Source organism: Agrobacterium sp. 22-221-1 (genome assembly GCF_053522445.1).
The window spans coordinates 108,126-133,391 of record NZ_JBNWCL010000005.1 but is presented as its reverse complement, the minus strand read 5'-3'; the positions used below and the strand labels follow the sequence as shown (position 1 = coordinate 133,391).

Sequence of the window (25,266 nt, the reverse complement as noted above, 5' to 3'; positions counted from 1 at the left end):
CCCCATGGCGGCCGATATCGTCAATCTGCGCCAGTTTCGCAAACAGAAAGCCCGTAGCGAAAAAGAAAAGCAGGCGGAGCAGAACCGCCTGTCCTTCGGCCGCACCAAGACCGAAAAAAATCTTACCTCGGCCCTGAACGAAAAGGCCGAAAAGGCGCTCGATCAGGGGCGGCTCGAAAAAAACGATGACGGGACCGGTAAAGACTGACACGCCGGCCGACCGTCGCGAATTTCGGGACTATCGGAAAAGAATCGCAAAACAGGGACTTGCCGGGGAGACATGATTCAGACCTCCAACCGGTTTCACCGGAGACCGATCTGATGATCCGCAAGCACTCCGCGACGTTGCACGGCCACCGCACCAGCATTTCACTCGAGGATGCCTTCTGGGACGAGCTGAAAACCATTGCGGAAAGACGCAAGATCAGTTTCGCGGCCCTGCTTGCCGAAATAGACGACAACCGCTCCGCCGACAGCAACCTGTCCTCGTCGCTGCGGGTTTATGTGCTGAACTGGCTGAAAACCCGCTGACCTTCCGCAAGCTGTCCTGTCAAAGACGCTCCGGCCACGAGCGGGCATCTCGCCCGCCGGATTTTACCCATCCAGCCACTACGAAAAATTCCGCCGAAAACTCGTAACGCCGTGAAAGTATTCATTAAACATTAGCGGCATAATCTGCGCTCCAAGGCATCCCCGTATTGCGTAGCCTTGCTTTCAGATTTTGTTTCAGATCCTTCCATTCCACACATCCGCCACGAGGCGACCATGGTTTCTGCCGTTTCGGGAACGAGCACCGCTGTTTCCCTGCTGTCTTCTTCATCCACATCGTCTTCAAGCGTTTCCGAACTGAAAGCACAGATTGCCGAAAAGCAGTCGGAGCTTGCCCAGACCACGGAAGCGAAAGCACAGGAAGAGCTGAAGAGCGCAATCGCGTCGCTCAAAGCTCAGCTCGAGGCTCTCGAAAACAGCGCAGAAAAATCGGCATCGTCGAGCGGAAATGCGGAAAAGCCGAGCCTTTCCGGTGAAAGCGCCAGGATTGGCACCAAAAATTTCGACGCCGACACGCCATTCGGCGAACGCGAAACCTGGATTTGACAGTTTCGTCAGGATTTCTCCGTCAAAGCGATTGATGGGCGGCGCAAAATGCTCGCCGCGGAAGGCCGCAAACCTTTGCCGGATTGGCCTTATCGCTAGGTCAAACCATTGCTGTCCGGTCCCCTTGAAGTCGCCGGTGAAGAACGTACTTTCGTTCGACGTCCTCGGAACTGCGCCAAAAATCTAAACACGTTAAGAAACAGGCCGGAGAATGACGCGGCATACGGAGGGGAGCCCCGCGCCGTCCGTCAACCAGCTTAAAGGGAGATCGGCCTCCCCTGCCACGCAAGCTTACGGCGTGGCGGGAGCGTTTTCAGGCGCCAGTTGCCGGATGGCGTTTTCCGTCGGAGGCACCACCAGAACCGGCGCGGATTGCCGCTCGGGCGTCGGTTGTTGCCCCTGTTCCTGTTGTTGCTGTTGCTGCTGCAACCGCTCCTGCTGTTCCTTTTCCTGACGCAGACGTTCTTCGGCCGCAGCCTTCAAACGTGCCTCTTCCTCGGCCTTGGCCTTGGCTTCCGCCTCCGCCCGTTCCTTCTCGGCCTGCCGCTCGGCCGCCTGAGAGCGATAAAGCGCCACTTCGCGGCGCAGGCGCTGCTTTTCGAGAACGCTGGCCTGCATGGCCTCCACCCGGCGGCGCTCCTTTTCGAAAGCCCGGAGCGACAGGTAATTGCTGAGCGCCGAAACGTCGGTCGTCAAAGCCGGCGCGGCAAGCGGGCCGTTATAATTCAGGCGCACCGAAGGCTCGGCCCCCGCAACCGTTTCGGTGCCGGGATTGAACAGGAGATCGAGGTCGCCATTCACCGTCGAAGCAGCAAGATCGACCGTTGCATCGGCCGTCAGCGTTACCGGATCGATCCCCGCACGCAAATTCTTGAAATGAAGCGCGCCGCCATTCAGCGAGAATGGCAAGGCCACATCGCCGAGGCCGATTTCGCCCTGCCACAGGCTCTGGTCCACCAGCGGCCGCACCTTGGGCGCGTCGATCGGTTGCTGCAAGCCGTCCGCCGCCTGCAGGATCGGTGGCAGGGTGCCGGGATTAAGCCCCTTCAGCACCAGCCCACCGACCCGGATTTCACCCGAACCGCCTGCCGATCTCAGCATTTCACCGACGCTCTTACCGGTCGATTCGGCCGTCAGGTCGATGGCGACCCGGCCCGCCGCGACCGGCCCATTGGCATTCGCCCACAGGATCGGCTCCGGATTGGCGTCGGTCACCGCGATCTTGGTGCGGAAAATGCCCGCCCCCTCGCCCGTGGACATGGCGAGCCGTCCCGTGAGTTTGCCGCCCATGAAGGTGCCGGCAACATCGTCGAGCGAGAGGCTGCCCGCATCATGCGTGACTTTGGCCGAAACACCCGTGGCCGTGCCGAAGGGCCCGGCCTCGAAGCTTTCCGCTTTCAAGGCAAGCGCAGCCTTGAGCTGCGGGAACGCGGCCATGGCCAGCGGCTTGGCGTTGAGCGCCCCGGTTTCCGGATCGATCACCGGCCCATAGATCGCGTCACCCAGCCAGGCAAGATCGGCCGTTCTGACCGCAAGATCGCCGGTGACGGGATAGGGCGCGGCGCGCTGGAAGGTCAGATTGCCCGAGAACGGATTTCCGCCCGCCTGCCCGCCTATCGAGGAAAGCGCGATCTTTTGCCCATCCACCGCCACTTTCGCATTGGCCTTCAACGCCATGCCGCCGCCAAGCTGCGGCAGGCCGACGGCGTTCATGATGAGATAGGGCTCGATGTCGGCGCTTTCGAGCGCCACGTCAGCGCTGCCCTCACCGAAACTGGCCGACGAAACGGCAAAGGAACCGTTCATCGAAAAATGCGTGCGCTCCGTCGAGAAGCGCAGTTCCGTCTGGGCGGGCGAGCCGAGCGTGCCGTTGAGCTTGATGGACAAAAGCCCCTCGCCATCCGCATCGAAGGGCAGCGGATCGAGCCCCGCCTGCCCGAACAGGATGGCCGTCGACTGGTTTTTCAGAACCGCTTCCAGCGACATGGCGGTATCATCAGTGATCGACAGGAAATCCGGCATCTTGGCCACGGCCGACAGTCGGCTGCCATTGACGGTACCGGAAACGGCGACATTGGCGCCGCCATTTTCGCTATTGACCGAAACATCCATTGCCAGATCGGAATTGGCGTACCACGGCGCGCTCGCCGCCAGACGGCTGAGGAATGGATGGTTCGGCAATTTCTGCTGCAGCATGGTGAAGAACGGCTGCATATCCGCCGCATGCAGGTTCACCGTGCCCTTGCCCGCATATTTCAGCAGCGAACCCTGCAGCTCACCCCTTGCCCTGACTTCCGCACCGGCTATGTCTCCGGCCGTCATGTTCTCCAGCGAGAGAACGCCCCCCGCCATGGTGAAGGCGGTCTCGACATGATTGGCGGTCACACCGGCCATGTTGAACCGGTCAGCTTTGAATTTCGCGGTAATGCGGTGGTCGAGGACGGAACTGCCGACCTGATCGCCAAGCGCCAGGCTGCCGAGCGCCTTCAGCGCATCGAGATCGATTTCGTTACCGGCAAGATCGATGGAAAGATTGGAGGTCTTGCCGTCGGAGCGCCGCTCCAGCTCACCCTTCAGCGACGCATCGCCGACTGCAAGCTCCAGATTGTCGAAACGCTGGTTGAGCGTCGTCAGCGAGACATCGGCGGAAAAACCGGCGGCATTGAGCTGGCGGATCGCCGGATCGACGGAACCGGAAAGCCAGTTCGCCAGACCCGAAGGCTGGTTGGAGGCGAGAAGCAGATTGCCGTTGAAAGCGGGGCCGCCGAGAAGCGTCAACAATCCCTTGGCCTCAAGTTGCGTCCGGCCCGGCAGGGTCGCCACGGCATTCACCACCTGCCAGCCGCTGCCTTCAGGGCGCACATCCAGCCTGATGTCGCGAATGGTCGTGTCATCGGAAACGAGCGCCGGAAGGCTGATGCTCGCCTTGCCCGGCACCGGCGGCACCGGAATGCGTGCCACCATGGCCGCAAAGGCCTCGATACGCTGGCGAACCGAGGCGGTGGGCTGGCGCGAGGTCTTGCCCGCCTGCACGACGGGCGGCGCAAAGCGGGCGACATCGATCTGCTGGCCATCGGCCGTCAGCAGGAATTCCGGCTTGGCGCCGGTATCGAGCGTCGCTTCCCCGGTCACAACATAGGGGTTTTCACTGCCGCCGAGTTCCATGCGGTAGCTCGGGATACGCACGCTCTCATTGGTGAGTTCAAAACTGCCGCGGGTGCGCGGCGAGGAAAACAGCGATTGTCCGGCCTGCTGCTTCTGCTTTTCGTCTTCGCGGAAGCTGAAGGAGAAAGAACCGCTATAGGCCGGCTTTCCCGCCGTTGCGGCAATCGCGCCATCGAGATCGACCTCGACCGGATGTTCATCCGGCACCAGCCGCACCCTCAGCCCCATGCGGCCGGCGGCATAATCGGGCTCGCTGCTGGAGAGCGAGAAGGAGCCCGGATGTCCGTCGACGGCGGCGCGTCCCTCCGCCTTCCACGGCCCGGCCAGCGAATTGGCGGACATGTCGGCATTGAGGCCGGTCACGACACGGTTGCGGCCGGATTGCTCGTCGATGAATTCGATCTGCCCGCCTTCGATCTGCACGCTTTCCAGAACCACGGTACGGGCGGGAATTTCCGCCCGGCTGCCGCGCATCCAGTCCAGCGTGCCGTCCTTCAGCAACCGTATCTTGGCCTTGGGTTCCTCGATGCGCATGTCGAAGATACGCGCCTCGCCGGAGAGGAAAGGTGCAAGCTCGGCATCCATGGAAAAACGGGCGACCTGAATGAGCGGCGATCCATCCGCATCCGTTCCGGCGCGCACATCATGCAATGTCACCGAAGGGAAAGGCAGGATACGGGCTTCGACGCGGCCATGCACCACCACCTTCTTGCCGAGAATACGGCTTGCCTGATCCTCGAAATCGCGGCGGAAATCCGTCCAGTCGACGAAATAGGGAATAAGTAGCGCCGAAAACAGCACCACGGCCAGCAGTCCGCCCAGAAAAACCAGAATACGTCCGAGCACTGACCTGCATCTCCCTTCGCGAACGCTGCAAACCTATTCTTTTCTGCCTTAACGGCAAGCAGCCTTTTGTACCAATCAAATATGAGAATGATCAGACAAGACGGAACAACTTGCCCGGATTGAAGATGTTATCGGGATCGAGCGACGTTTTGATGGCACGCATCAAATCCAGTGCATTTCCCGCCTCTTCGGCCAGAAAACTCATCTTGCCCTGGCCGATGCCGTGTTCACCGGTGCAGGTGCCGTCCATGGCGATGGCCCGGCGGTTGAGGCGGGCGACGAATGCTTCGGTTTTCGCAACGCTTTCCGCGTCCTTGCCATCGAAGAGGATGAGGACGTGGAAGTTACCGTCGCCCGCATGGCCGACGATCGGTGCCAGAAAACCGTTTTCCTGAATATCCTGCTGGGTTTCCACCACGCAATCCGCCAGCCGCGAAATCGGCACGCAAACATCGGTGGAAAGCCCGTCGAGATGGGGCGCGAGCGCGCGGGACGCCCAGTAGGCGTCATGCCGCGCCTTCCACAGCTTGTTGCGCTCGGCCGCGTCGCTGGTCCAGCGGAAATCCACGCCGCCGCATTCGGCGGCGATCTCGGCGAACTGCTGCGATTGCAGCGCCGCCGTTTCCTCGGTGCCGTGGAACTCCACGAAGAGTGTCGGTTTCTCCGCGTAGTTCAGGCCGGAATAGGCGTTGCAGGCCCGCACCTGCACCTCGTCCAGCAATTCGATGCGGGCGACCGGAACCCCCATCTGGATCGTCATGATGACGGCATCGCAGGCAGCCTTGATGCTGTCGAAAGTGCAGACCCCGCCGGCGATCTTTTCCGGAATACCCTGAAGCCGCAGCGTAACGGAGGTAATGACACCCAGCGTCCCCTCGGCACCCACGAAAAGCCGCGTCAGATCGTAACCCGCAGACGACTTGCGGGCGCGGCGGGCGGTGCGGATTTCCTCGCCATTGGCGACGACAGCCGTGACGGCCAGCACATTGTCCTTCATCGTACCGTAACGCACGGCATTGGTGCCGGAGGCCCGCGTCGAGGCCATGCCGCCGATGGAGGCATTGGCGCCGGGATCGATGGGGAAGAACAGACCGGTATCGCGTAGATAGACATTGAGGTCCTCGCGCGTCACGCCCGGCTCCACCGTCACGTCAAGATCTTCGGCATTCACCTCAATGATGCGATTCATCCGGCTGAAATCGATGCAGATTCCGCCGTTCGGCGCATTCACCTGCCCTTCCAGCGAAGAGCCCGTTCCGAAAGGAATGACCGGCACCTTGTGTTGCGCGCAGACCTTTACCACCGCCTTCACATCGTCCGCACTCTCGGCAAAGACGACGCCGTCAGGCGCCTGCAGGGTCAGATAGGTGGTGGTGTGGCCATGCTGCTCGCGAAACGCCTGTCCGGTCTGGAGCCTGTCGCCGAGCTGCTGCTTCAGCACCGCGAGCGCTGACGCGATACCCTCTTCGTTTCGCTTTCCCGCCACCACATCTTTCAGCGCCATCGTCCGTCTCCACCGCAACATCTGCTCGTAAAGGATTCGATCCGTTACGAAATTCCGTCAGGTGGTATGGGATAAGGTTAACGCTTTGTCCAGCATCGCGATTGCGCCAAACACTGTTTGGCGGCAACCGTTTTTATTCCGCCGCCAGCAGCGGCTTGTCCTCTTCCAGCGCCTTGCGGCGGGCGGCAAGTTCAAGCTCGCGGTGAAGGCGGATTTCCTCATCCGCCTGCGGTTTGGCGAAGCGGGCGATCAGCAGGTAGGAGACCGGCGTGATGTAAAGCGTCACCAGCGTCGCAAAACCGAGACCGCCGACAATGACCCAGCCGAGCGCGATGCGCGCTTCCGCGCCGGCGCCCTGCGCCAGCACCAGCGGCACACCGCCGAGAATGGTCGCGATCATCGTCATCATGACGGGGCGCAGGCGAATGCTGGTGGCCTTTTCAATGGCTTCCCGCACGGTTGCGCCCTGATCGCGCAGATGATTGGCGAATTCGACGATGAGAATACCGTTCTTGGCCATCACACCGACGAGCAGCACAAGCCCAATCTGGCTATAGACGTTGAGGCTCGATCCGGTAACGAGCAGCGCGATGACCGCGCAGGCAAGGCCGAGCGGCACCGTGGTCATGATGATGACCGAACTCAGCACGCTTTCGAATTGCGCCGCCAGCACGAGGAAGATGATGGCGATGGCAAAACCGAAGGTCAGCAGCATGCCGCTCGAATTTTCCTCCAGCGTCGCAGCCTCGCCGAGCGGCAGCAGACGGGCGCCGGGCGGCATGACGGATTGCGAGAGCTCATTCACCTTTTGCAGCGCCTCGCCCAGCGAAACGCCATCCTTGAGGTTGGCGGTAAAGCCGACGGAGGGAAGCTGCTGCTCGCGGTTGAGCTGCGGCGCAACCGCATTTTCCTTCAGCGTGGCGATGACCGACATCGGCACGATCTTGCCGTCGCCGGTTTTCAGGAAGACGTTTTCCAGATCGGTCGGATCGTTGATCGGCCGGGTGGAAGACAAAAGCCGCACCGGGATCGCATCGCCATCCACGAAGACGTCGACAATCGAGCGCCCTTCCAGCAGCGACTGCATGGCGCGCGACAGGCCGGTGATATCGATGCCGAGATCCGACGCACGCTCGCGGTCTATGGAGACGGAAATCTGCGCCTGATTGGGTTCATTGTCGAAACGAGGCGTATCGAACAGGCCGCTCTCCTCCATGGAAAGCAGCAATTTCTGCGTCGCCTCGGTCAGCGCCGCATAATTGCTGCCGACCATCGCCATCTGTAGGCCGTTGCCGGCACCGCGAATTCTGAGGCTGTTCGGCTGCATCGCATTACCGCGCAGCGCCGGCACCCTGTTGGCGGCGGAGGTGACATCGGCGGCAATCTGGTTCTGCGTGCGCTCACGGTCGGCCCAGGGCGCGAGCGTCAGCACCATGAAACCAGTATTGGACGAGCCGTTCATGCCGGTGATGGAGTAGATATTGCGGATCTCACCGCTGTCGCGCAGCGGCTGCAGGTTTTCCTCGATCCGCTGCAGCTGGTCGCGGGTATATTCAAGGCTAACACCCTGCGGCGCGGTAACCCGCATCATGACCGAGGCGCGGTCCTCGCGCGGCGTCAGCTCGTTCTGGATCATGCCGAAGGCGATCCATGACAGGCCGGAAAAGATGAGCGCAACAACGATGACGATCAGCGGATTGTTGAGGCAGGCGGAAAGCGTCGTTTTGTAGGTGGAGGCAAAGACATTGCCGAACCATGCGAGCGGCCCCGTCGGCTCTTTCAGCCCCTCCTTCAACATGCGCGAAGCGAGCATCGGGCAGAGTGTCAGCGCCACGATGGAGGACAAACCCACCGCGAAAGCCAGAACGAAACCGAATTCGCGGAACAGACCGCCAAGCTGACCCGGCAGGAAAGAGAGTGGAATGAACACGGCGGCAAGCGTCGCCGTCGTCGCGATGACCGCGAAAAAGACTTCCTGCGTACCGAGAACGGCGGCAGCCCGCGGCCCCATGCCTTCCGCCCGGCGGCGCACGATATTTTCCAGCACCACGATGGCGTCATCGACCACGAGACCGGTCGCCAGAACGATGGCAAGCAGGGTCAGAATATTGACCGAGAAACCGACCATATAGATGGCGACGATGGTGCCGATCAGCGCCACCGGCATGGTGATTGCCGGAATGAGGGTGGCGCGCCAATCGCGCAGGAAGAGATAAAGCACGACGACGACGATGATCGCCGAGAGACCGAGCGCCAGCTCGACCTCATGCAGCGCGCCTTCGATGAAGACGGCATCGTCACTGGTTACGACGATGCGCGTACCTTCGGGCAGATTGGCCGACATGGTGTCGACGGCGGCCTTCACGCCCGTCGAGATACTGAGCGTGTTCGACTGCGCCTGACGGATGACACCGAGACCGACGCCCTGCACGCCATTGGAGCGCAGCGAGGTGGATTCGTCATCCGCCCCCAGCATGACGGTCGCGACGTCCCTGAGGCGGATATTGTTCTTGATGAGAAGGTTGGAGAAATCCTCAGGCTTCGTCAAGCTGGCCGTGGCGCGCACAACGATATCCTGCGTCGTGCTTTTCAGCGATCCCGCCGGCACATCGAGGGCGGCGCTGGCAAGCGCATTGGAAACGTCGGTCACCGTCAAACCACGGCTCGCCAATGCGGCCTGATTGAGATCGACCCGGAAAACCTTTTCCTGATCGCCGTAAAGCTCCACATCGGCCACGCCGTCGACGGCGGCCAGACGGTCGATGATCTCGTCATCCACCAGCTTGGTCAGGTCTTCCATGCTGAGCGTGGAGGAGGTGACGGCGAGACGCATAATCGGCTGGCTGTCGGAATCCGCCTTGATGATCTGCGGCTCGTCGGCATCGTCAGGCAACTCGTTGGTGACGCGGCCGATGGCGTCGCGCACGTCATTGGCGGCAACCGCCAGGTCGACATCGTCTCCGAATTCCAGCGTCACGCGGCTGGTGCCGAACTGCGAGTTGGACGAGATGGACTTGACACCGCTGACACGCGCCACCGCACCTTCGATGGTCTGCGTCACTTCCTGATCGATGGTTTCGGGCGCCGCCCCCTCATAGGTGGTCCTGACGCTGATCGTCGGCCGGTCGACGTCAGGCAATTCGCGCACTTCAACGCCCACCAGCGCCGCAAGGCCGGCAACGACCAGAAGCGTATTGAGAACCGCCGCCAGGATCGGTCGGCGCACGAACAATGCCGTAAAGGCGAGCTTGGAATCCTTAACCGAGGGCGGTTGCGTCGTCATTGGCTGGCAACCTCCTCGGGCTTCGGCTGGCTGCCGACGCGGACCGCGCCGCCTTCCCTGACACGCTGAAGGCCCTCGATTACGACAGGCTCGCCATCCGCCAGCTCCGCCTTGACGAGAACGGCATCGGGATTGCGTTGCACGATCTGAACCCGCACCTTGTTAGATTTATTATCCGCCACACGCCAGACATAGGAGCCTTCCGCATCCCACTGCACGGCCAGCGGATCGACCGAGGCATAGGTTTCCCCGGCGAAGCGCATGGTGACGCCGAAGGACATGCCCGCCCTCAGCTCGTCCTTCTCATTGCCGAACTTCGCCCGGATGCGGATCGTGCGGCTCGCCTCATCGACGCGGTTGTCGACGGCCTCGATCTCGCCCTTGAAGGTCTCACCCGGCCGGGAAATGGACGTCGCCTCCACCGGCATGCCGACCTTGATCGCGGTTGCGAACCGCTCGGGGGCCCAGAAATTGACGAGAATTTCCGAACGGTCATCGATGCTGACGATGGTTGACTGCGTGGTGACGTTATCGCCGATATTGGCGGCGACGATACCCGCCACACCCTCTATCGGCGCAACGATGTCGCGGCGTTTGAGATTGAGTTCGGCGGTGCTCAGCGCAAGTTTGGCGGCTTCTTCGGCAATCTGCGCATCCAGCACATCGAGGCGGGAAACGGATTTCAGGTTCTTGTAGGAATTGGATTTTTCAACGGCGCTGCGCAGCACCACCTGTGCCTTGTCGCGCTCGATCACCTGCTCTTCATCATCGAGCCGCGCAAGCACCTGCCCCTTCACGACGCGTGCGCCAGACGACGTGCGAATTTCAGAAAGCGTGCCGGAAGCCTGCGGCATGACGACGACCGACTGGATCGCCTCGCCATTGCCGATGGCATTCAGCCGGTCATTGACCGTGCCCTTCTTCACCGGGGCCGTCACCACCAGTGTGGCGTTGCCGTTGCGGCGCGCACCGCCGCCATTCTGCCCTGTGGACGCACCGGCTGCCGGGCCGCCGGATGCGGCGACTTCAATCGCCCCGGCAGGCGTTTTGCCAAGCCCCATGCTGGCGAGCACATTGCGGGCTTCGGGCGAATAGAAGCCCCAGAGACAGAGCCCCGCTCCCACCACGGCAACACTGACACCCACCTGTTTCCAGACCCGCATATATTTCTCCGGTTGATCCGCGCAGCATAAAGCATTCCCGAAAACCTACGTTCCGGGACAGATGCAGTATTCCCGCTTGGCTGAGGCAAGGCAACGCACAAATCCGTTCCTTACGTAATTGTAATTTGGCCGCAAATGCCGCCCGGAGCAGCAAATCCGCAATCCATCCGTGCATTCCTGTCGCAAATATCCGCCATTGGGCTAATCTGCCCCCGAGACGCCATAACCGGAGGAAGCCATGAGCACCGTGACGAAGACCGAAAACCCGGAAACCGACCCGCGCGTGAAAGCAGTGTTCGATGACATCCGCGCCACCCGCAAATCGGATTTCATCAACAATATGTGGCTCTACCTCGCCTTCGATGCCGATCTGCTTGAAAAGACCTGGGGTGAGGTCAAGGCGGTGATGGCGACACCTTCGGCGCTCGATCCCGTGGTGAAGGAAATGCTCTATATCGCCGTTTCCGTCACCAATGGCTGCTCCTATTGCGCCCATTCCCACACGGCAGCCGCCAAAGCGAAAGGCATGACGACAGAGCAGCATGCCGATTTGCTGCGCGTCATCGCGCTTGCCGCCAAAACCAACCAGCTTGCGGTGGCGCTGCAAGTGCCCGTTGACGCCGCTTTCGACGCCGACAGGCAGACATGAAACGAAAAAATGCCTTGGAATGGGCGTTTTGACGGTTGATACCGGAATAAAAGCAGAACACGGTTCTGGCCTTTATATCCCGAATCACTACATTGGGCCGCATGAGCAACAGTTTTGACGATATGCCGTTCTTCGATGAGGAACCCGCCGCACCGCGCAGGGCGACGAACAATGCCGGTGCGGAAAGCGGCGGCGGGCTCGGCATTGCCGCCCGCGCCATGGCGGCGCGCGATCAGACGCGTGCTGCGCCCGACTATCTTTCCGGCCTCAACCCGGAACAGCGCGATGCCGTGGAAACGCTGGACGGACCCGTTCTCGTCCTCGCCGGCGCCGGCACCGGCAAGACCCGCGTTCTGACGACCCGCATCGCCCATATTCTCGCCACCGGCCGCGCCTATCCGAGCCAGATTCTTGCCGTGACCTTTACCAACAAGGCTGCCCGCGAGATGAAGGAACGTATCGGCGTTCTCGTCGGCGGCGCTGTCGAGGGCATGCCCTGGCTCGGCACCTTCCACTCCATTGGCGTCAAGCTTTTACGCCGCCATGCCGAACTCGTCGGCCTGAAATCGGACTTCACCATTCTCGATACCGATGACGTGGTGCGGCTGATCAAGCAGCTCATTCAGGCAGAAGGTCTGGACGACAAGCGCTGGCCGGCAAAACAGTTCGCCGGCATGTTCGACGGCTGGAAGAACAAGGGCCTGACGCCGCCGGACATTCCAGAGGGCGACAGCCGCGCCTTCGCCAACGGCAAGGGACGCGAACTTTACACCGCCTATCAGAACCGACTGAAAACGCTGAACGCCTGCGACTTCGGCGACCTTCTGATGCATCCGATCAGCATCTTCCGCCGCCACACCGATATTCTGAAGGAGTATCACCAGAAGTTCCGTTACATTCTGGTGGACGAATATCAGGACACCAATACGGCGCAATATATGTGGCTCAGGCTGCTTGCCCAACGCGCCAAGGGTGAGCCGCAGAATGTCTGTTGCGTGGGTGACGACGACCAGTCGATCTATGGCTGGCGCGGCGCGGAAGTGGACAATATCCTCCGCTTCGACAAGGATTTTCCGGGCGCCAAGGTCATCAAGCTCGAACGAAACTACCGCTCCACCGAACATATTCTCGGCGCGGCCGGCCATCTGATCGCCCATAATGAGGGCCGTCTCGGCAAGACGCTGTTCACAGAACGCAGCAGCCCGGATGACGAAAAGGTCGTGGTGCATGCCGCCTGGGATTCCGAGGAGGAAGCCCGTGCGGTCGGCGAGGAAATCGAACAGCTCCAGCGCAAGAACCATAATCTGAACGACATGGCGATCCTCGTCCGCGCCTCCTTCCAGATGCGCGAGTTCGAAGACCGTTTCGTCACGCTTGGCCTCAATTACCGCGTCATCGGCGGCCCGCGCTTTTATGAGCGCCTCGAAATCCGCGACGCCATGGCCTATTTCCGCCTCGTCTGCCAGCCGGCCGACGATCTCGCCTTCGAGCGGATCGTCAACACGCCGAAGCGTGGTCTTGGCGATACGACGATCCGTAACCTGCACGACTATGCCCGCGCCCGCGATATCCCGATGCTGGCCGCAGCAACCGACATCATCGAGACAGACGAGCTGAAACCGAAGGCGCGCAAGGCGCTGTTCGATGTGGTGCAGGATTTCCGCCGCTGGCAGGGCCTCTTAGAAAACACCGAACACACCACGCTTGCCGAGCAGATTCTCGACGAAAGCGGCTATACCGCCATGTGGCAGGCCGACAAGACGGCCGAAGCGCCCGGACGGCTTGAGAACCTGAAGGAACTCATCCGCTCGATGGAGGCCTTCGAGAGTATGCGCGGCTTCCTCGAGCACGTCGCCCTCGTCATGGATGCCGAGCAGAACGAAAATCTCGATGCCGTCTCCATCATGACGCTGCACTCCGCCAAGGGTCTGGAATTCGACACCGTCTTCCTGCCCGGCTGGGAAGAAGGCCTGTTCCCGCACCAGCGGGCGCTGGACGAAGGCGGGCGCTCCGGTCTGGAGGAAGAACGCCGCCTCGCTTACGTTGGCATCACCCGCGCCAAGAAGCTCTGCCATATCTGGTTCGTGTCGAACCGGCGCATTCACGGGCTGTGGCAATCCACCCTGCCCTCGCGTTTCCTCGATGAATTGCCGCCCGCCCATGTGGATGTCGCGGCATCCGACAGCAGTTACGGCGGTTATGGCGGACGCGGCGGCTACGGCCAGTCGCGCTTCGACAAGGCCGATCCTTTCACCAACAACTATTCCACCCCCGGCTGGAAGCGCGCGCAGCAGAACCGCAGCGACGCCACGCGTGACAATTGGGGCACGCGCTCCGGCCATGCGGTGGAACGCATCGGTTATGGCGAAAGCGGCCCGCGCACCCGCACGATTGACGGCGAACTGGTGGCGAAATCCGTTGCCGACACACCATCGAAATTTTTTGTCGGCGACCGCGTCTTCCACCTCAAATTCGGCAATGGCAATATTTCCGCCATCGAAGGCAACAAGCTGACGATCGACTTCGACCGCGCCGGCCAGAAGCGCGTGCTGGACGGATTTGTGGAAAAGGTCTGATTCGACAACCATGAGTGCCTGAAGGCTGCTTTTTCCATAGCCCACGTCATGCCGTTGCAATAAAGGAGTTGCAATGGGGAAGTGGAACTGGCGAGGACAGCTTTGCATATATTACCGAAAAGCCAGCGCAGGCTCGCCGTTTTCCTGATCAACATGGACAGCGCCACCAAACGCCTCGCGGATATGACCGCGCGCCTCGATGCCATGGGGCTCAAGGCGGAGCGTGTTCCCGGCGTCAATGGCAGGGAACTGAATTACCCCATCCCGGAATTCAGCGAGATTTCCTACATGCTCATGCATGGCCGCCGTACCTCGCCGCCGGAAATCGGCTGCTATCTCAGCCATGTCGCCTGCGCCAATAAATTCATGGCGGGCGATGCCGATATCGCGCTCATCCTTGAGGACGACGTGGTCTTCGACGATGATTTTCTCAACGCCATCGACGAGGCGGTGCTGAACGGCGGCGACTGGGACTTGCTGCGGCTCACGACGGTGAGCAATGGCCGTAAATTCCCGTTCCGCCCGCTTTCCAACGGTCGTTCGCTCGCCATTGCCATCACGCGGGAAAAAGGGTCGGGAGCCTATCTCGTCAACCGTCGCGCCGGAAAATGGATATCGAAGCTGATCCCCATGCGGCTCGCTTATGACATCGCATTCGATCTCGAATATCTCGCGGGGCTGAAGGCGGCCTTCCTCTACCCGCTCTGCGCCACGCAGGATGCGGATGGGGAAAGCCAGATCCAGAACAATCTGCGCATCTACCGCCTGCCGCGCTGGCGCTATTTCACTGTTCTGCCCTACCGCGCCTATCTGGAAACCAGCCGGTTCCTGCTGCGCGGCATTCGCTTCGCCGTCGCCAAAGTGTGCGTTGCGATGGAGCGCGGCAAGGGCAAGACCGCCCAGGCCGGTCACTGATCGATCCGTCTTACACTTCGCCGGGCGTGAAGCCGACGAGATAGACCGCCGCGACCACGGCTGCGAGAATGAAAATAGAAATGACGAAAATCATCATCCGGTTCAATGGTTTGCGCGTCGTTTTCTTCATGGTGGAATAATGCGTGGCCGCATCGCTTGTTCCGCAACGCACAGGATAATGTCGTCTAAAACGGTGAGCCGGCGCAATTCGATTCCGCTTCAGGCACATATGGGCTAAAGCTCGTCTCCATCTTCAGCTTTCCGGCCCGCCATGACAGACACGACGCATCCACGCCTCAACCCGCTGCATCTTGCCGCCGCCTTCGCCAGCGGCTGCCTTTTGACATTGATGGTGCATTTCAACGGTCAGCTTGCCCATTACGGCAATGCGCTGTTTTCCTCCTGGACGGCGCATGGCACCGGCACGGTGGCGGCGCTGATCTATCTCGCCATCATGCGTCCGAAGAAAGACGCGGGCGCGGCAGAAAAACCGAAAGCGCCGCTCTGGGCCTATTGCGGCGGCGTCGTGGGTGCGGCCATCGTCATCCTCACCTCCACCGCCGTCAATTCGCCGCTGGCGCTTTCCGGCACCATCGCGCTCGGGCTTGGCGGACAGGTGATCTTCAGTCTTCTCGCGGATCTTTTCGGCCTCTTCGGCCTGCCCAGAAGAAAGCCGGACCTGCGGGACATGGCGGCTGTGGCGCTGATCCTGTGCGGTAGCGCGCTCATCATCCTTGTCGGGAGAACGGCATGATCGTCTGGATCGCCATGGCCTTTACCGGCGGCGTCTTCGTGGCGCTGAGCCGCCAGATCAACGGCCGCCTCAGCCTGTCCAACTCGCCGCTCATCGCATCGTTCTGGAACCACATTGTCGGTTTTGCCGTGCTGACGGTCATCGGCCTCATCGTCGGCGGCCTCATTCCGCCGGGCGCGGCCGATGCGCCCTGGCTTGCCTTTATCGGCGGGCCGATCGGTGTCGTCTTCATCGCTTCGGGAAGCTGGCTCATTCCGCGCATCGGTGCGGTCAATACCGCCCTTCTGGTCATCAGCGGCCAGATGGTCTCAGGCGTGGTTCTCGATCTTTTCGGCGATCATCCGCCGAAACTCTGGGCGAGCGCACTCGGCATCCTGCTCATCTTCGCCGGCATGGTGCTGACACAGCGGCGCGGTCGCTAGAGCATTTCCAGTAAAAGTGCGCAGCGGTTTTACGTCAGGAAAATGCGGAAAGCTCAGGAATCGCTGCCGCGCGAAAACATGCCGAGCAGGGTCTTGCCGCCGCTTTTACCGCCGCTGCTTGCAAGTGTCGGCCGGTTGCCGTTCAACTTCGGCACCACCACCATGCGCTTGACTTCGCCGCGCTTGAAGGCCGCAAGGAAGCGCGGGTAATCCCGGAACACCACGCAGCCATTCGATTCGCCGCGTTTCGCCAGCATGTAGGTATGCGCCAGAAGACCGTCGCGGCCGTGCGGGTTGACGCCGTTTTCCGGCGTCAGGCGAATGGCCTCGACGCCATGGAACCGCGCCTCGCGCATCGTCAGACGATAGCTGGAAGGCGGCGTCGAACCGCGCATTCTCACATGCACGTAATCGGGGTTGTCGCGCATCTTGCCGATGCCGGAATGCGCTTCGAGCTTCTCGCCATTCGGCATGTGCACCACGCCGGAGGAAATATCGTAGATGGCCGTGCCGTTACCGCGATCCGGCCACGGAACCGCATCCATCTTGCTCGGCTCACGCATCGGATTGTCAGGTTTTGCAAAGGCGAGCATGGCGCCGGTGCTCTGCTTCGGCGGCGCAGGCGCGCGAAGGGGAACCGGCGCATCGAAAGCCGGCGCCGAAGCGACGGCCGGAACATGTTCCTCGGTCTTGGACGATGTCGCGGGACGCGGTGACGGCTCGACCGTCTGAGCCGTCGCCACCTCGGGACGGAAGCTCGGCAGCGGCACATCATCGGGCAGCAGGCTGCTTGCCTCTTCCTCGATCTGCGGCCGCGCCAGCGCCACTTCAAATGCCGGGTGCTGCGGAACGGCGCTCTGATAGGCAACCTCGGAGGTGCGACCCAGGGCCGAATCGACGATCGCCGACGGCTTGAGCGCGGCAAGCTGCTTCACGGTCGCCGGCCCTTTTGCGTTGGCAGCCGCGCCGAAGCGCTCGCCGAATTCCTTTGCACCGATCTCGGGCATGATGCCAGCGAGGCGAACCGCCTTCTGCTGGCCATGGCTGTGGTCGCTCAGGCGGGAAAACTTGCGCACGTGAATATCCCGCGCAGCCGCGTGGGCAATTGCCGTCTCCGTGGAAGCAAATCGCGTCACCAGCGTCTTTTCAAACTGCCCGACACCATGCGAAGCGGCGGCCATGCTGTGCAGCGAGGCAAAGGCGGCGAAGGCGAAAAGGCCGGCAAAGGCGCCGCCGCCAAGGAGGGCGGACATTCGGCCGAACGCGAAGGATTTGCCTCTCTTGACGGAAGACGAACCGGCAAGACCGGCGCCATTATAGGCCGCAGCAGAAAACGCCATGATACTCGTTACTCGAACCGTTCACGCACACCCGGCCGACGCCGGAGGGATTTTGGGACATCCGAAGGGCGGGCAAACACCACGCCGGTTTCGGAACTGACTGGTTCGAAGCATGACGAATTATGGTAACCAAAGTGTTTACGAGTCCCTGCAAAAATAATTCGTTAAGGTCTGCGCATTGTAAGGCGAAGGCAAAACAATGACTTGCGCGGGTACTGCGTGCATCCGCACTGCATCTTCCCGGGAAATGCCCCTTAAAGGGTCGTCATCGGCCTAAAAAATTTCCGTCGCCGCATTGTCAGGTAAATTCCGACTTGGCCGGAAATTTGCTGCAAATGCGGCAGGACTGCGACAGGGCAAGCCCCTGCCCGAAACACCCGTGCCTGCCGGATAGGTCGAAAGGGGCTTGATCCGTTAAAGCCGGCTTGGCATCCTGCCCTAAAAAGGGAGGCACATCATGAAGGCGCTGCTGCTCATCGATATCCAGAACGGTTTTTGCCCGGGCGGCAATCTGGCCGTTGCCGATGGCGACAGGGTCGTGCCCATCGCCAATGCCCTGATCGACAATGGCGGCTACGATCTCATCGTCGCCTCGCAGGACTGGCACCCGGAAAATCACGGCAGCTTCGCCTCGCAGCATCCCGGCAAGAAGCCCTTCGACATGGGCGAACTCTCCGGTAAACCGCAGATGATGTGGCCTGACCATTGTGTGCAGGGCACGCCGGATGCGGAATTCCATCCCGACCTCAAGACGGATGCCTTCGATTATATTCAGCAGAAGGGCGAAAACCCCGCCGTCGACAGCTATTCCGCCTTTCGCGACAATGATCAGGGGGCAACGACGGGACTGGCCGATTATCTGAGCCGTCAGGGTGTCACGCAACTCGACGTTTGCGGCCTTGCCACCGATTATTGCGTCAGTTTTTCGGTGATCGATGCCCTCGACATGCTGCCCGGTGTGAATGTCCGTTTCATCGAAGATGCCAGCCGCGGCATCGATCCGCAGGGTATCAAGGCCGCGATTTCGACGATGCGGGAAAAAGGCGCGGCCATTCTCAAAAGCCGCGACATATTGCGGGACTAGTTTAGCGCGGCTTCGGCTTCTCCAGCACGTCGATATCGCCTGCTGCATCCTCAAGGCGTCTCAGGATCGCGGCATGCGCATCCCTGAGCCCCTCATTATAAAAAACATGCCCCAGCTCCTCGGCCAGAAAATCCACGAAGATTTCCGCCTGCAGATGGCCGATCTCGGCTTCGGTCTCCCGGGCAAGATAGTCCCGGATACGTGCGGCCAGGGCGGCCCTTTCCTGCTTTTCCAGCATCGATCTTCCATCGTCTGACTGTTGAGGGGTACGGGAGGAAGGCGGTGAAACCATCCGTCCGGCACCGGCCATATGGGGCGTTACCGTAACGGAAGCTTCAAGGGAATCAATCGATCCATTCATGCAATTCGTTTGTCAGCCGGACGGGACGGCGATAGAGCGGCGGGCAAGGAGTTTCCAGAAATGTTCAATGCAGATTTTCGCGAGGGATTGAAGAGCGGTTTCCCGATCGCCCTCTCCGCCGCCCCCTTCGGTGCGCTGTTCGGCGCGGTCGCAGTCGATAACGGGCTGAGCGTCACCGAAGCCACGATCATGAGCGGCACCGTCTATGCGGGCGCGAGCCAGCTCGTGGGTATCGAATTGTTCGGCCAGAAGGTTGCCCCCTGGCTGATCGTTCTTTCCGTCTTCGCCGTCAATTTCCGCCATATCCTCTATTCGGCCGCCATTGCCCGGATGATCTCGAACTGGTCTTTCCTGCAAAAGGCTGCGGGCTTCTTCGTGCTGGTCGATCCGCAATTCGCCGAATCGGTCAGGAAATACGAAAATACCGGCACAGTCGGCTTTTCCTGGTACATGGGCTTTGCAGCGCCGGTCTATGTGCTGTGGCTGGCCATGACCATTCTCGGCGCGTCGCTCGGCAATATGGTCGGCGATCCCAAAGCCATCGGTCTCGATGTGCTGCTGCCGATCTATTTCATGGGCATGGTCTTGAGCTTCCGCCAGCGGGAGAACTTCTACCCTGTCATGCTGGCAAGCGCGGTTGGTGCAACGGTTGCCTATCACATCGTCGGTTCGCCGTGGCATGTCAGCCTCGGCGCCGTCGCCGGAATTCTCGTCGCGGTCCTCTATCCACCGAAGCCGAACGACCCGGCGAATTCTGAAAGCGGGGTGGAAACGCCATGAGCGACATGCTGCACACCGATACGCTGATCCTGATCGCGCTCGCCGCCATCGCCACCTATCTCACCCGCATCGGCGGTTATGTACTGATGACGCGGATGAAATCCATCCCGCCGCGCATGGAGGCGGGACTGAACGCCGTTCCCGTCGCGGTTTTGACCACGCTCGTCGCACCCGCCTTTTTCGAAGGCGGATACGAGGTGAAGATCGGCATGGTGGCAGCGCTTCTGGTCTGCCTGCGCTTTCCCGGCCTGACGATGCTCGCCGTCGGCTGGGCCATCGTCATCGCCATCAGGCATTTCGGGCTGCTCTAAGCGACCCGCTCCAATGGCTTCGTCGCGGCAACGAGCCACGCCTTAACCTCCTCGTCGGTGATCAAGGGAGAAAGCTTCTCCAGAACCCCGGCGTGATAGGCGTTCAGCCAGCCCAGTTCTTCATCGGTCAGGAGAGCGGCGACGACCAGCCTGCGGTCGATGGGGCACCAGGTCAGCGTCTCGAAGGAGAACATCGGCTGGTCGCCGCCGGCGACCTCTTCCGCCTCGCGTACATAGATGAGGTTCTCGATGCGGATGCCGAAAGCGCCGGGCCGGTAATAACCCGGCTCGTTGGACAGGATCATGCCAGGCAGAAGCTCCTGCGTCGAAAGCCGCGAAATGCGCTGCGGCCCCTCATGCACCGAAAGATAGGAGCCGACGCCGTGGCCGGTGCCATGGGCGTAATCCGCTCCTGCCTTCCAGAGCGCGATGCGCGCCAGCGGATCGAGATCGCAACCGCGTGTTCCCTTCGGAAACCGTGCGGTGCTGATGCCGATCATGCCCTTCAGCACCAGTGTAAAGAAACGCTTCTGCTCTTCCGGAACGGCACCGATTGCGACGGTACGGGTGATATCCGTGGTGCCGTTGACATATTGCGCGCCAGAATCGACGAGGAACATCTCGCCGTCCGCAAGCGTGCGGTCGGTATCGGTGGTGACGCGGTAATGGATGATGGCGGCATGTTCGCCGGCACCTGAAATCGTATCGAAAGACACGTCCTTGAGCGGGTTTTGCAACCCCTGCCCCACCTTGACCCGAGCGGCCTCCAGCGCCTTGACGGCGGCGATTTCGGTGACGCTGCCCGGCTGCTGGCGGTCCAGCCAGCAGAGATATTCGACCATGGCCGCGCCATCCTGCACATGGGCGGCTGCCGAGCCGGCAAGCTCCGCCTTGTTCTTGCGCGCGCGCGGCAGGCGAACGGGATCGGCCTCCTCGATAAGCGAGCCGCCCGCCGCCGTGATTGCGCCGGTCAGCGCCACCGGGGTCAGATCGGCATCCACCATGACGCGGCCCTTGGCGCTGGCGATTGCATGCAGACGGTCAGCGATCTTCGACGGCGGCAATTGTGTCGAGAGCTGCGCCAGATAGGCCTCAGTCTCGATGCCGGTCTTGCGCTTGTCGAGAAAAATATCCGCCCTGCCGTCGGCATAGATGATGGCGCGGGCGAGCGGATGCGGCGTATGCGGCACGTCATTGCCGCGAACATTGAAAATCCAGGCGATGGACGACGGATCGGTGACCAGCAGGGCATCCGCGCCCTTTGCCGAGACCGTCTCCGCCAGCGAGGCGATCTTTTCCTTCGCCAGCTTGCCGGTAAAGGCCTCGGGCTGGATAACGACGGGCTCCAGCGGCTCGGAGGGACGGTCCTGCCACAGGGCATCGAGCGGGTTCTTTTCCAGGAGAACGACCGAACCGCCCTTGCCGGCAAGCACCTTTTCCAGCCGCTTCAACTCCGCGCCGGTGTGCAGCCACGGATCGATACCGAGCCGGAAACCCTGTGGAGCATGTTCGGCCAGCCAGACGGAGGGCGGCGCGCCAACCAGATCGCCGCCGCTGAAGATCGATTGATCGACCTGCGACTTGAGCTGCGTCGTATAACGGCCATCGACAAAAACCACCGCCTCCGTGCGCGTCACCAGCGCAATGCCGGCGGAACCGGTAAAGCCGGTCAGCCAGGACAGGCGCTCGGCGCACTCCGGCACATATTCCCCCTGATATTCATCGGCGCGCGGCACCAGAAAACCGTCGATACCAAGGGCATCGAAACCGGCGCGCAGCGCCTCGACGCGGGCCTTGCCAAATTGCGGCGCGGATTTGTTTTCGAAGGTCTGGAACATGGGCGTCTTTCGGGAACTGTCATGAGAAAAGCTGTTCGTCCGCGCCGTCAAATCATTGGCGCGCAACGACAATGCCACGCGGACAAAGCCGGTTTCAAGCCATATATGACAGAGCGGATTGCGGCGATAAATTGTGCATATTTTGCGAAATAAGTAATACTCAAGGCAAAGTGACATGCATTAAATGCATATCTACCCTGAGATATCCCCTCTAACTAAACAAAAACACATCGCTTATCTTCACATCAACACAGCGAGAGAGACACTCTCCTGGCAAACAAGGATTTGAAGCAATGGCAAAATCTTTCCTCCGCACCGCCTTCGATCGCGTCGTTGAAGCACGCGAGCGTCAGGTCAGCCACCATGTCAACGCCGCCCTTCTGAACCTCGACGACAAGTCGCTGGAAGCGCTCGGCATGAACCGCGCCGATCTGCGTCGCAAGGCAAAGTCCAGCTACGTATTCTGATGACGTCCGGCGCGGCGATCCTCCCTCCACCGCGCCGAACAGGAATACGTCGACCCGCTTGAGCAAGCTCCTCCCATGCTCGCGGGTTTCCAGGCGGCGCGAAAGCGCCGCCTTTTCTTTTGCCCGAAAGGGATGTTGCCGCTGATTCAGTCCCTGCGCAGATGCAGCGTGACCCAGCCGTTGCGCCAGATGGTGCGGACATGGGAAAGCCGGGCGCCATTATAGGCGGAAAGCACCTTCCAGCGCTGCGACGCCAGAATGCCCGACAGGATGACGGTGCCGCCGGGCGCCAGATGCGTGACGAGCTGCGGCGCCATCTTGATGAGCGGCCGTGCCAGAATATTGGCGATGATGAGATCGAACGGGCCATGCTTGCGGAAGGCGTCCGAGTGGAAGCCCGGCGCGGTCTCCAGCGCCATCCCGGAGACGATGCCGTTCAGCCGCACATTCTCCTTCGCCACTTTGACGGCGATGGGGTCGATATCCGTCGCCAGCACGGGAATGGGGCGCATCTTGCGCACCGCAATCGCCAGAACGCCGCTGCCGGTGCCGAGATCAAGCGCATTGCGCACGGTCCGCGCCCGCAGAACCTCCTCGATCATCTCAAGGCAGCCGGCCGTCGTGCCGTGATGGCCGGTGCCGAAAGCCTGTCCCGCCTCGATTTCGATTGCCAGATCGTTCGCCCGCACCTTGTCGCGATCATGGGCGCCATGGACGATGAAACGCCCTGCCCTGACAGGCTTCAGCCCCTCGAGCGACTTGGCGATCCAGTCGACATCCGGAACGGTCTCCTTCTCGATCACGAGATCGGGAAAGGCGGGAGCAAGCAGGGCGCTGACACGCTCGCGGAACTCTTCCTCCTGCTCGGCCATCAGATAGACCGAGGCTTCCCAGATATCGCGCTTCTCATCCACCTCGGTCGTGGCAATCGCGACATCCTCCTCGCCGAAATAGTCCGACATGAGATCGAGGATTTCACCCGCCTGGATTTCGGTCGTGGTGACGTAAAGTCGGATTTCGCTCACGGCGGGCTGCTTTCTCTGGATGAGGTTATTGTTCTTGCCTTTGCCACAAAACCTCGGCCAGTCCAATAAGCCAGGCGCAATTATGCCGCCTCTATCAGCCCTTCAGAAGATTCTGAAGCTTCTGCTCGGCGACTTCAGGGTTTTCACCATAGGCAATGGTGCCGGAAAACCGGCCATTGGCATCGAGCAGGATGACGGACGCCGTATGATCCATGGTGTAATCGCCATTCGGATCCTTCTCGTCCACCGGCACCTTCTTGGCATAGATGCGATAGCCCTTGAGCGTTTCGGCGATCTTGTCGGCCGGTCCGGTGATGCCGGTGATGCGCTTCGAGACGTTGGAGACATATTGCTGCATGATCTCAGGCGTATCGCGCTCGGGATCGACGGAGACGAAATAGGCCTGCAGCTTGTCGCCGGCCGGGTCCACCTTCTCCATCCAGCCGTTCAGCTCGAAAAGGGTTGTCGGGCAAACTTCCGGGCAATGGGTGAAACCGAAGAACAGCGCTGTCGGCTTGCCCTGAAACGCCTTTTCGGTGATCGGCTGGCCGTTTTGCGCCGTGAGTTGGAAGGGCACGCCATAGGCCGTCTCCACCATTTCATTACGCGTCTTCGTCATTTCGATCGTCAACCAGCTGACGACACCGGCGAGAACGAGCACGACAGCCCACAATACGATGCGAATATTTCTCATTGTCCAATCCTACCCCGAAAGCCGGCGGCATATCGCAGGCCCTGGCAGACAGATAACGAAAGGCGACGGGGACGGCAAATCAACTGGGCGTATTTGCGGGAACCGCGCTGATTTGTCACAAATCCGCAGCCGGAAAACGCGTCACAGGCACCAGGCGATGCCGCTCTGTACCGTGGACAGGAAAATATCCGTGCCGTGCCGCACCCAGCCGTCAAAGGCAAGAAGCACGATGGCAAGCGAGGCCACAGCGGCAAGACTAGCCAGAATAAACTTCAGTGGATGGGAAACGAGTGCGTTCATATGCCCATCATAACCTGTTTGCGTGAGCGCGAAAACCGCCAAAATACTGGGTTTTGCCGGCGGGGCAGCAGCAATTGTTAGGGAAAGTTTAAAATCTTGCTGTGCATTATGACCATAGCGGTTTTTAAGCCTCGACATGATGTCTCCCGGTCCATTCTCCGGCCACCGCATAAAGCTCAATCCTGCGCGGGCCTGTTAGAGAGCCATCAGAGGAAACCTGCCGTCATGTCCAACGCCATCAAGCAATCCGGCGCATATCTCGAAATCGTTTCCTTCCATCTGGGCGATCAGGAATTCTGCATCGACATCATGGCGATCCGCGAAATCCGCGGCTGGGCGCCGGTTACCCCGATGCCGCACACCCCGCCTTATGTTCTCGGCCTCATCAACCTGCGCGGCGCCGTCATTCCCGTCATCGACATGGCCGGCCGCCTCGGCATGAAGATGACCGAACCGTCCGAACGCTCCGCCATCATCGTCACCGATATCGGCGGCAAGCTGGTCGGCCTCCTGGTGGAACAGGTCTCCGACATGATGACCATCCGCTCCGAAGACCTGCAGCCCGCGCCCGATATCATTCCGGAAGAGCAGCGCAGCTTCTGCCGCGGCATCGTGGCGCTGGAAAAGAGCATGGTCTGCTTCCTCAACCTCGACACCGTGATTGCGGACGAGCTGGCACGCGAAGCGGCCTGAT

The 25,266-nt window shown here is 60.9% G+C and carries 23 protein-coding genes; 13 read left to right on the top strand and 10 right to left on the bottom strand.

The window, feature by feature from the left end; genetic code table 11:
* Nucleotides 1-4: 4 nt before the first annotated feature.
* The 3 genes from ACQZ5N_RS09660 to ACQZ5N_RS09650 all read left to right on the top strand — a co-directional run bounded on the left by ACQZ5N_RS09660 (nucleotide 5) and on the right by ACQZ5N_RS09650 (nucleotide 1,095).
* Nucleotides 5-208, top strand: coding sequence for a DUF4169 family protein (locus ACQZ5N_RS09660; RefSeq protein WP_003522363.1), 204 nt, complete (start codon nucleotides 5-7; stop codon nucleotides 206-208).
* Between the two features lie 113 nt (nucleotides 209-321).
* Entirely contained in the window at nucleotides 322-531 is a 210-nt protein-coding gene (locus ACQZ5N_RS09655) for a ribbon-helix-helix domain-containing protein (protein WP_003522362.1), read from the top strand.
* Nucleotides 532-765: 234 nt separating this feature from the next.
* Nucleotides 766-1,095: a hypothetical protein gene (locus ACQZ5N_RS09650; RefSeq protein WP_174057050.1), complete on the top strand. Its 330-nt coding sequence runs from the start codon at nucleotides 766-768 to the stop codon at nucleotides 1,093-1,095.
* A gap of 291 nt (nucleotides 1,096-1,386) precedes the next feature.
* Here ACQZ5N_RS09650 and ACQZ5N_RS09645 read toward each other — a convergent pair whose 3' ends face one another.
* The 4 genes from ACQZ5N_RS09645 to ACQZ5N_RS09630 all read right to left on the bottom strand — a co-directional run bounded on the left by ACQZ5N_RS09645 (nucleotide 1,387) and on the right by ACQZ5N_RS09630 (nucleotide 11,056).
* On the bottom strand, nucleotides 1,387-5,106 hold the full coding sequence (locus ACQZ5N_RS09645) for an AsmA family protein (protein WP_448732782.1): 3,720 nt from the start codon (nucleotides 5,104-5,106) through the stop codon (nucleotides 1,387-1,389).
* Nucleotides 5,107-5,197: 91 nt separating this feature from the next.
* Nucleotides 5,198-6,610 carry an FAD-binding oxidoreductase gene (locus tag ACQZ5N_RS09640; protein ID WP_448732781.1) on the bottom strand — a complete coding sequence of 471 codons (1,413 nt, stop codon included), beginning with the start codon at nucleotides 6,608-6,610 and terminating at the stop codon, nucleotides 5,198-5,200.
* A 133-nt stretch (nucleotides 6,611-6,743) separates the two neighbouring features.
* Nucleotides 6,744-9,893: an efflux RND transporter permease subunit gene (locus ACQZ5N_RS09635; RefSeq protein WP_448732780.1), complete on the bottom strand. Its 3,150-nt coding sequence runs from the start codon at nucleotides 9,891-9,893 to the stop codon at nucleotides 6,744-6,746.
* Entirely contained in the window at nucleotides 9,890-11,056 is a 1,167-nt protein-coding gene (locus ACQZ5N_RS09630) for an efflux RND transporter periplasmic adaptor subunit (RefSeq protein ID WP_448732779.1), read from the bottom strand. The genes ACQZ5N_RS09635 and ACQZ5N_RS09630 overlap by 4 nt, the downstream gene beginning before the upstream one ends.
* Before the next feature lie 238 nt (nucleotides 11,057-11,294).
* Between ACQZ5N_RS09630 and ACQZ5N_RS09625 the strand changes: the two genes are divergently transcribed.
* The 5 genes from ACQZ5N_RS09625 to ACQZ5N_RS09605 all read left to right on the top strand — a co-directional run bounded on the left by ACQZ5N_RS09625 (nucleotide 11,295) and on the right by ACQZ5N_RS09605 (nucleotide 16,372).
* The gene (locus ACQZ5N_RS09625) at nucleotides 11,295-11,705 is read left to right on the top strand and encodes a carboxymuconolactone decarboxylase family protein (protein WP_065655832.1); all 411 of its coding nucleotides are present in this window, start codon (nucleotides 11,295-11,297) and stop codon (nucleotides 11,703-11,705) included.
* 101 nt (nucleotides 11,706-11,806) lie between these two features.
* The gene (locus ACQZ5N_RS09620) at nucleotides 11,807-14,281 is read left to right on the top strand and encodes an ATP-dependent helicase (protein ID WP_448732778.1); all 2,475 of its coding nucleotides are present in this window, start codon (nucleotides 11,807-11,809) and stop codon (nucleotides 14,279-14,281) included.
* Nucleotides 14,282-14,383: 102 nt separating this feature from the next.
* A complete protein-coding gene (locus ACQZ5N_RS09615; RefSeq protein ID WP_003522355.1) occupies nucleotides 14,384-15,196 on the top strand; it encodes a glycosyltransferase family 25 protein in 813 nt (270 codons plus the stop codon).
* A 271-nt stretch (nucleotides 15,197-15,467) separates the two neighbouring features.
* Entirely contained in the window at nucleotides 15,468-15,950 is a 483-nt protein-coding gene (locus ACQZ5N_RS09610; RefSeq protein ID WP_020812061.1) for a DMT family transporter, read from the top strand.
* Nucleotides 15,947-16,372 (top strand): DMT family transporter, encoded by a 426-nt coding sequence (locus tag ACQZ5N_RS09605; protein ID WP_020812062.1) that lies wholly within the window; start codon nucleotides 15,947-15,949, stop codon nucleotides 16,370-16,372. Before ACQZ5N_RS09610 ends, ACQZ5N_RS09605 begins: the two co-directional genes overlap by 4 nt.
* A 53-nt stretch (nucleotides 16,373-16,425) precedes the next feature.
* On the opposite strand, the gene ACQZ5N_RS09600 is transcribed toward ACQZ5N_RS09605, so the two are convergent.
* Entirely contained in the window at nucleotides 16,426-17,712 is a 1,287-nt protein-coding gene (locus ACQZ5N_RS09600; protein ID WP_448732777.1) for a tlde1 domain-containing protein, read from the bottom strand.
* Between the two features lie 457 nt (nucleotides 17,713-18,169).
* Here ACQZ5N_RS09600 and pncA point away from each other — a divergent pair, with 457 nt between their 5' ends.
* Nucleotides 18,170-18,796, top strand: a complete 627-nt coding sequence (pncA, locus tag ACQZ5N_RS09595) for a bifunctional nicotinamidase/pyrazinamidase (RefSeq protein ID WP_448732776.1) — start codon at nucleotides 18,170-18,172, stop codon at nucleotides 18,794-18,796.
* 1 nt (nucleotide 18,797) lies between these two features.
* Here pncA and ACQZ5N_RS09590 read toward each other — a convergent pair whose 3' ends face one another.
* Complete coding sequence (locus ACQZ5N_RS09590) at nucleotides 18,798-19,034, bottom strand: DUF2164 domain-containing protein (RefSeq protein WP_448732775.1); 237 nt, start codon at nucleotides 19,032-19,034, stop codon at nucleotides 18,798-18,800.
* A 183-nt stretch (nucleotides 19,035-19,217) separates the two neighbouring features.
* Here ACQZ5N_RS09590 and ACQZ5N_RS09585 point away from each other — a divergent pair, with 183 nt between their 5' ends.
* Both ACQZ5N_RS09585 and ACQZ5N_RS09580 read left to right on the top strand, forming a co-directional pair.
* Nucleotides 19,218-19,937 carry an AzlC family ABC transporter permease gene (locus ACQZ5N_RS09585; RefSeq protein WP_448732774.1) on the top strand — a complete coding sequence of 240 codons (720 nt, stop codon included), beginning with the start codon at nucleotides 19,218-19,220 and terminating at the stop codon, nucleotides 19,935-19,937.
* Nucleotides 19,934-20,248, top strand: coding sequence for an AzlD family protein (locus ACQZ5N_RS09580; RefSeq protein WP_065655824.1), 315 nt, complete (start codon nucleotides 19,934-19,936; stop codon nucleotides 20,246-20,248). The genes ACQZ5N_RS09585 and ACQZ5N_RS09580 overlap by 4 nt, the downstream gene beginning before the upstream one ends.
* Here ACQZ5N_RS09580 and ACQZ5N_RS09575 read toward each other — a convergent pair.
* The gene (locus ACQZ5N_RS09575; protein WP_448732773.1) at nucleotides 20,245-22,086 is read right to left on the bottom strand and encodes an aminopeptidase P family protein; all 1,842 of its coding nucleotides are present in this window, start codon (nucleotides 22,084-22,086) and stop codon (nucleotides 20,245-20,247) included. The two genes, ACQZ5N_RS09580 and ACQZ5N_RS09575, sit on opposite strands and share 4 nt — an antisense overlap.
* A 293-nt stretch (nucleotides 22,087-22,379) precedes the next feature.
* Between ACQZ5N_RS09575 and ACQZ5N_RS09570 the strand changes: the two genes are divergently transcribed.
* Complete coding sequence (locus ACQZ5N_RS09570; RefSeq protein ID WP_448732772.1) at nucleotides 22,380-22,553, top strand: hypothetical protein; 174 nt, start codon at nucleotides 22,380-22,382, stop codon at nucleotides 22,551-22,553.
* Nucleotides 22,554-22,699: 146 nt separating this feature from the next.
* Here ACQZ5N_RS09570 and ACQZ5N_RS09565 read toward each other — a convergent pair whose 3' ends face one another.
* The 3 genes from ACQZ5N_RS09565 to ACQZ5N_RS09555 all read right to left on the bottom strand — a co-directional run bounded on the left by ACQZ5N_RS09565 (nucleotide 22,700) and on the right by ACQZ5N_RS09555 (nucleotide 24,710).
* Nucleotides 22,700-23,578, bottom strand: a complete 879-nt coding sequence (locus tag ACQZ5N_RS09565; RefSeq protein ID WP_080853126.1) for a 50S ribosomal protein L11 methyltransferase — start codon at nucleotides 23,576-23,578, stop codon at nucleotides 22,700-22,702.
* Between the two features lie 94 nt (nucleotides 23,579-23,672).
* Nucleotides 23,673-24,272, bottom strand: a complete 600-nt coding sequence (gene sco, locus ACQZ5N_RS09560; protein WP_003522341.1) for a cytochrome oxidase assembly protein Sco — start codon at nucleotides 24,270-24,272, stop codon at nucleotides 23,673-23,675.
* 141 nt (nucleotides 24,273-24,413) lie between these two features.
* Complete coding sequence (locus ACQZ5N_RS09555; protein ID WP_246666937.1) at nucleotides 24,414-24,710, bottom strand: hypothetical protein; 297 nt, start codon at nucleotides 24,708-24,710, stop codon at nucleotides 24,414-24,416.
* 87 nt (nucleotides 24,711-24,797) lie between these two features.
* Here ACQZ5N_RS09555 and ACQZ5N_RS09550 point away from each other — a divergent pair, with 87 nt between their 5' ends.
* On the top strand, nucleotides 24,798-25,265 hold the full coding sequence (locus tag ACQZ5N_RS09550) for a chemotaxis protein CheW (RefSeq protein ID WP_003522339.1): 468 nt from the start codon (nucleotides 24,798-24,800) through the stop codon (nucleotides 25,263-25,265).
* Nucleotide 25,266: the final 1 nt, after the last annotated feature.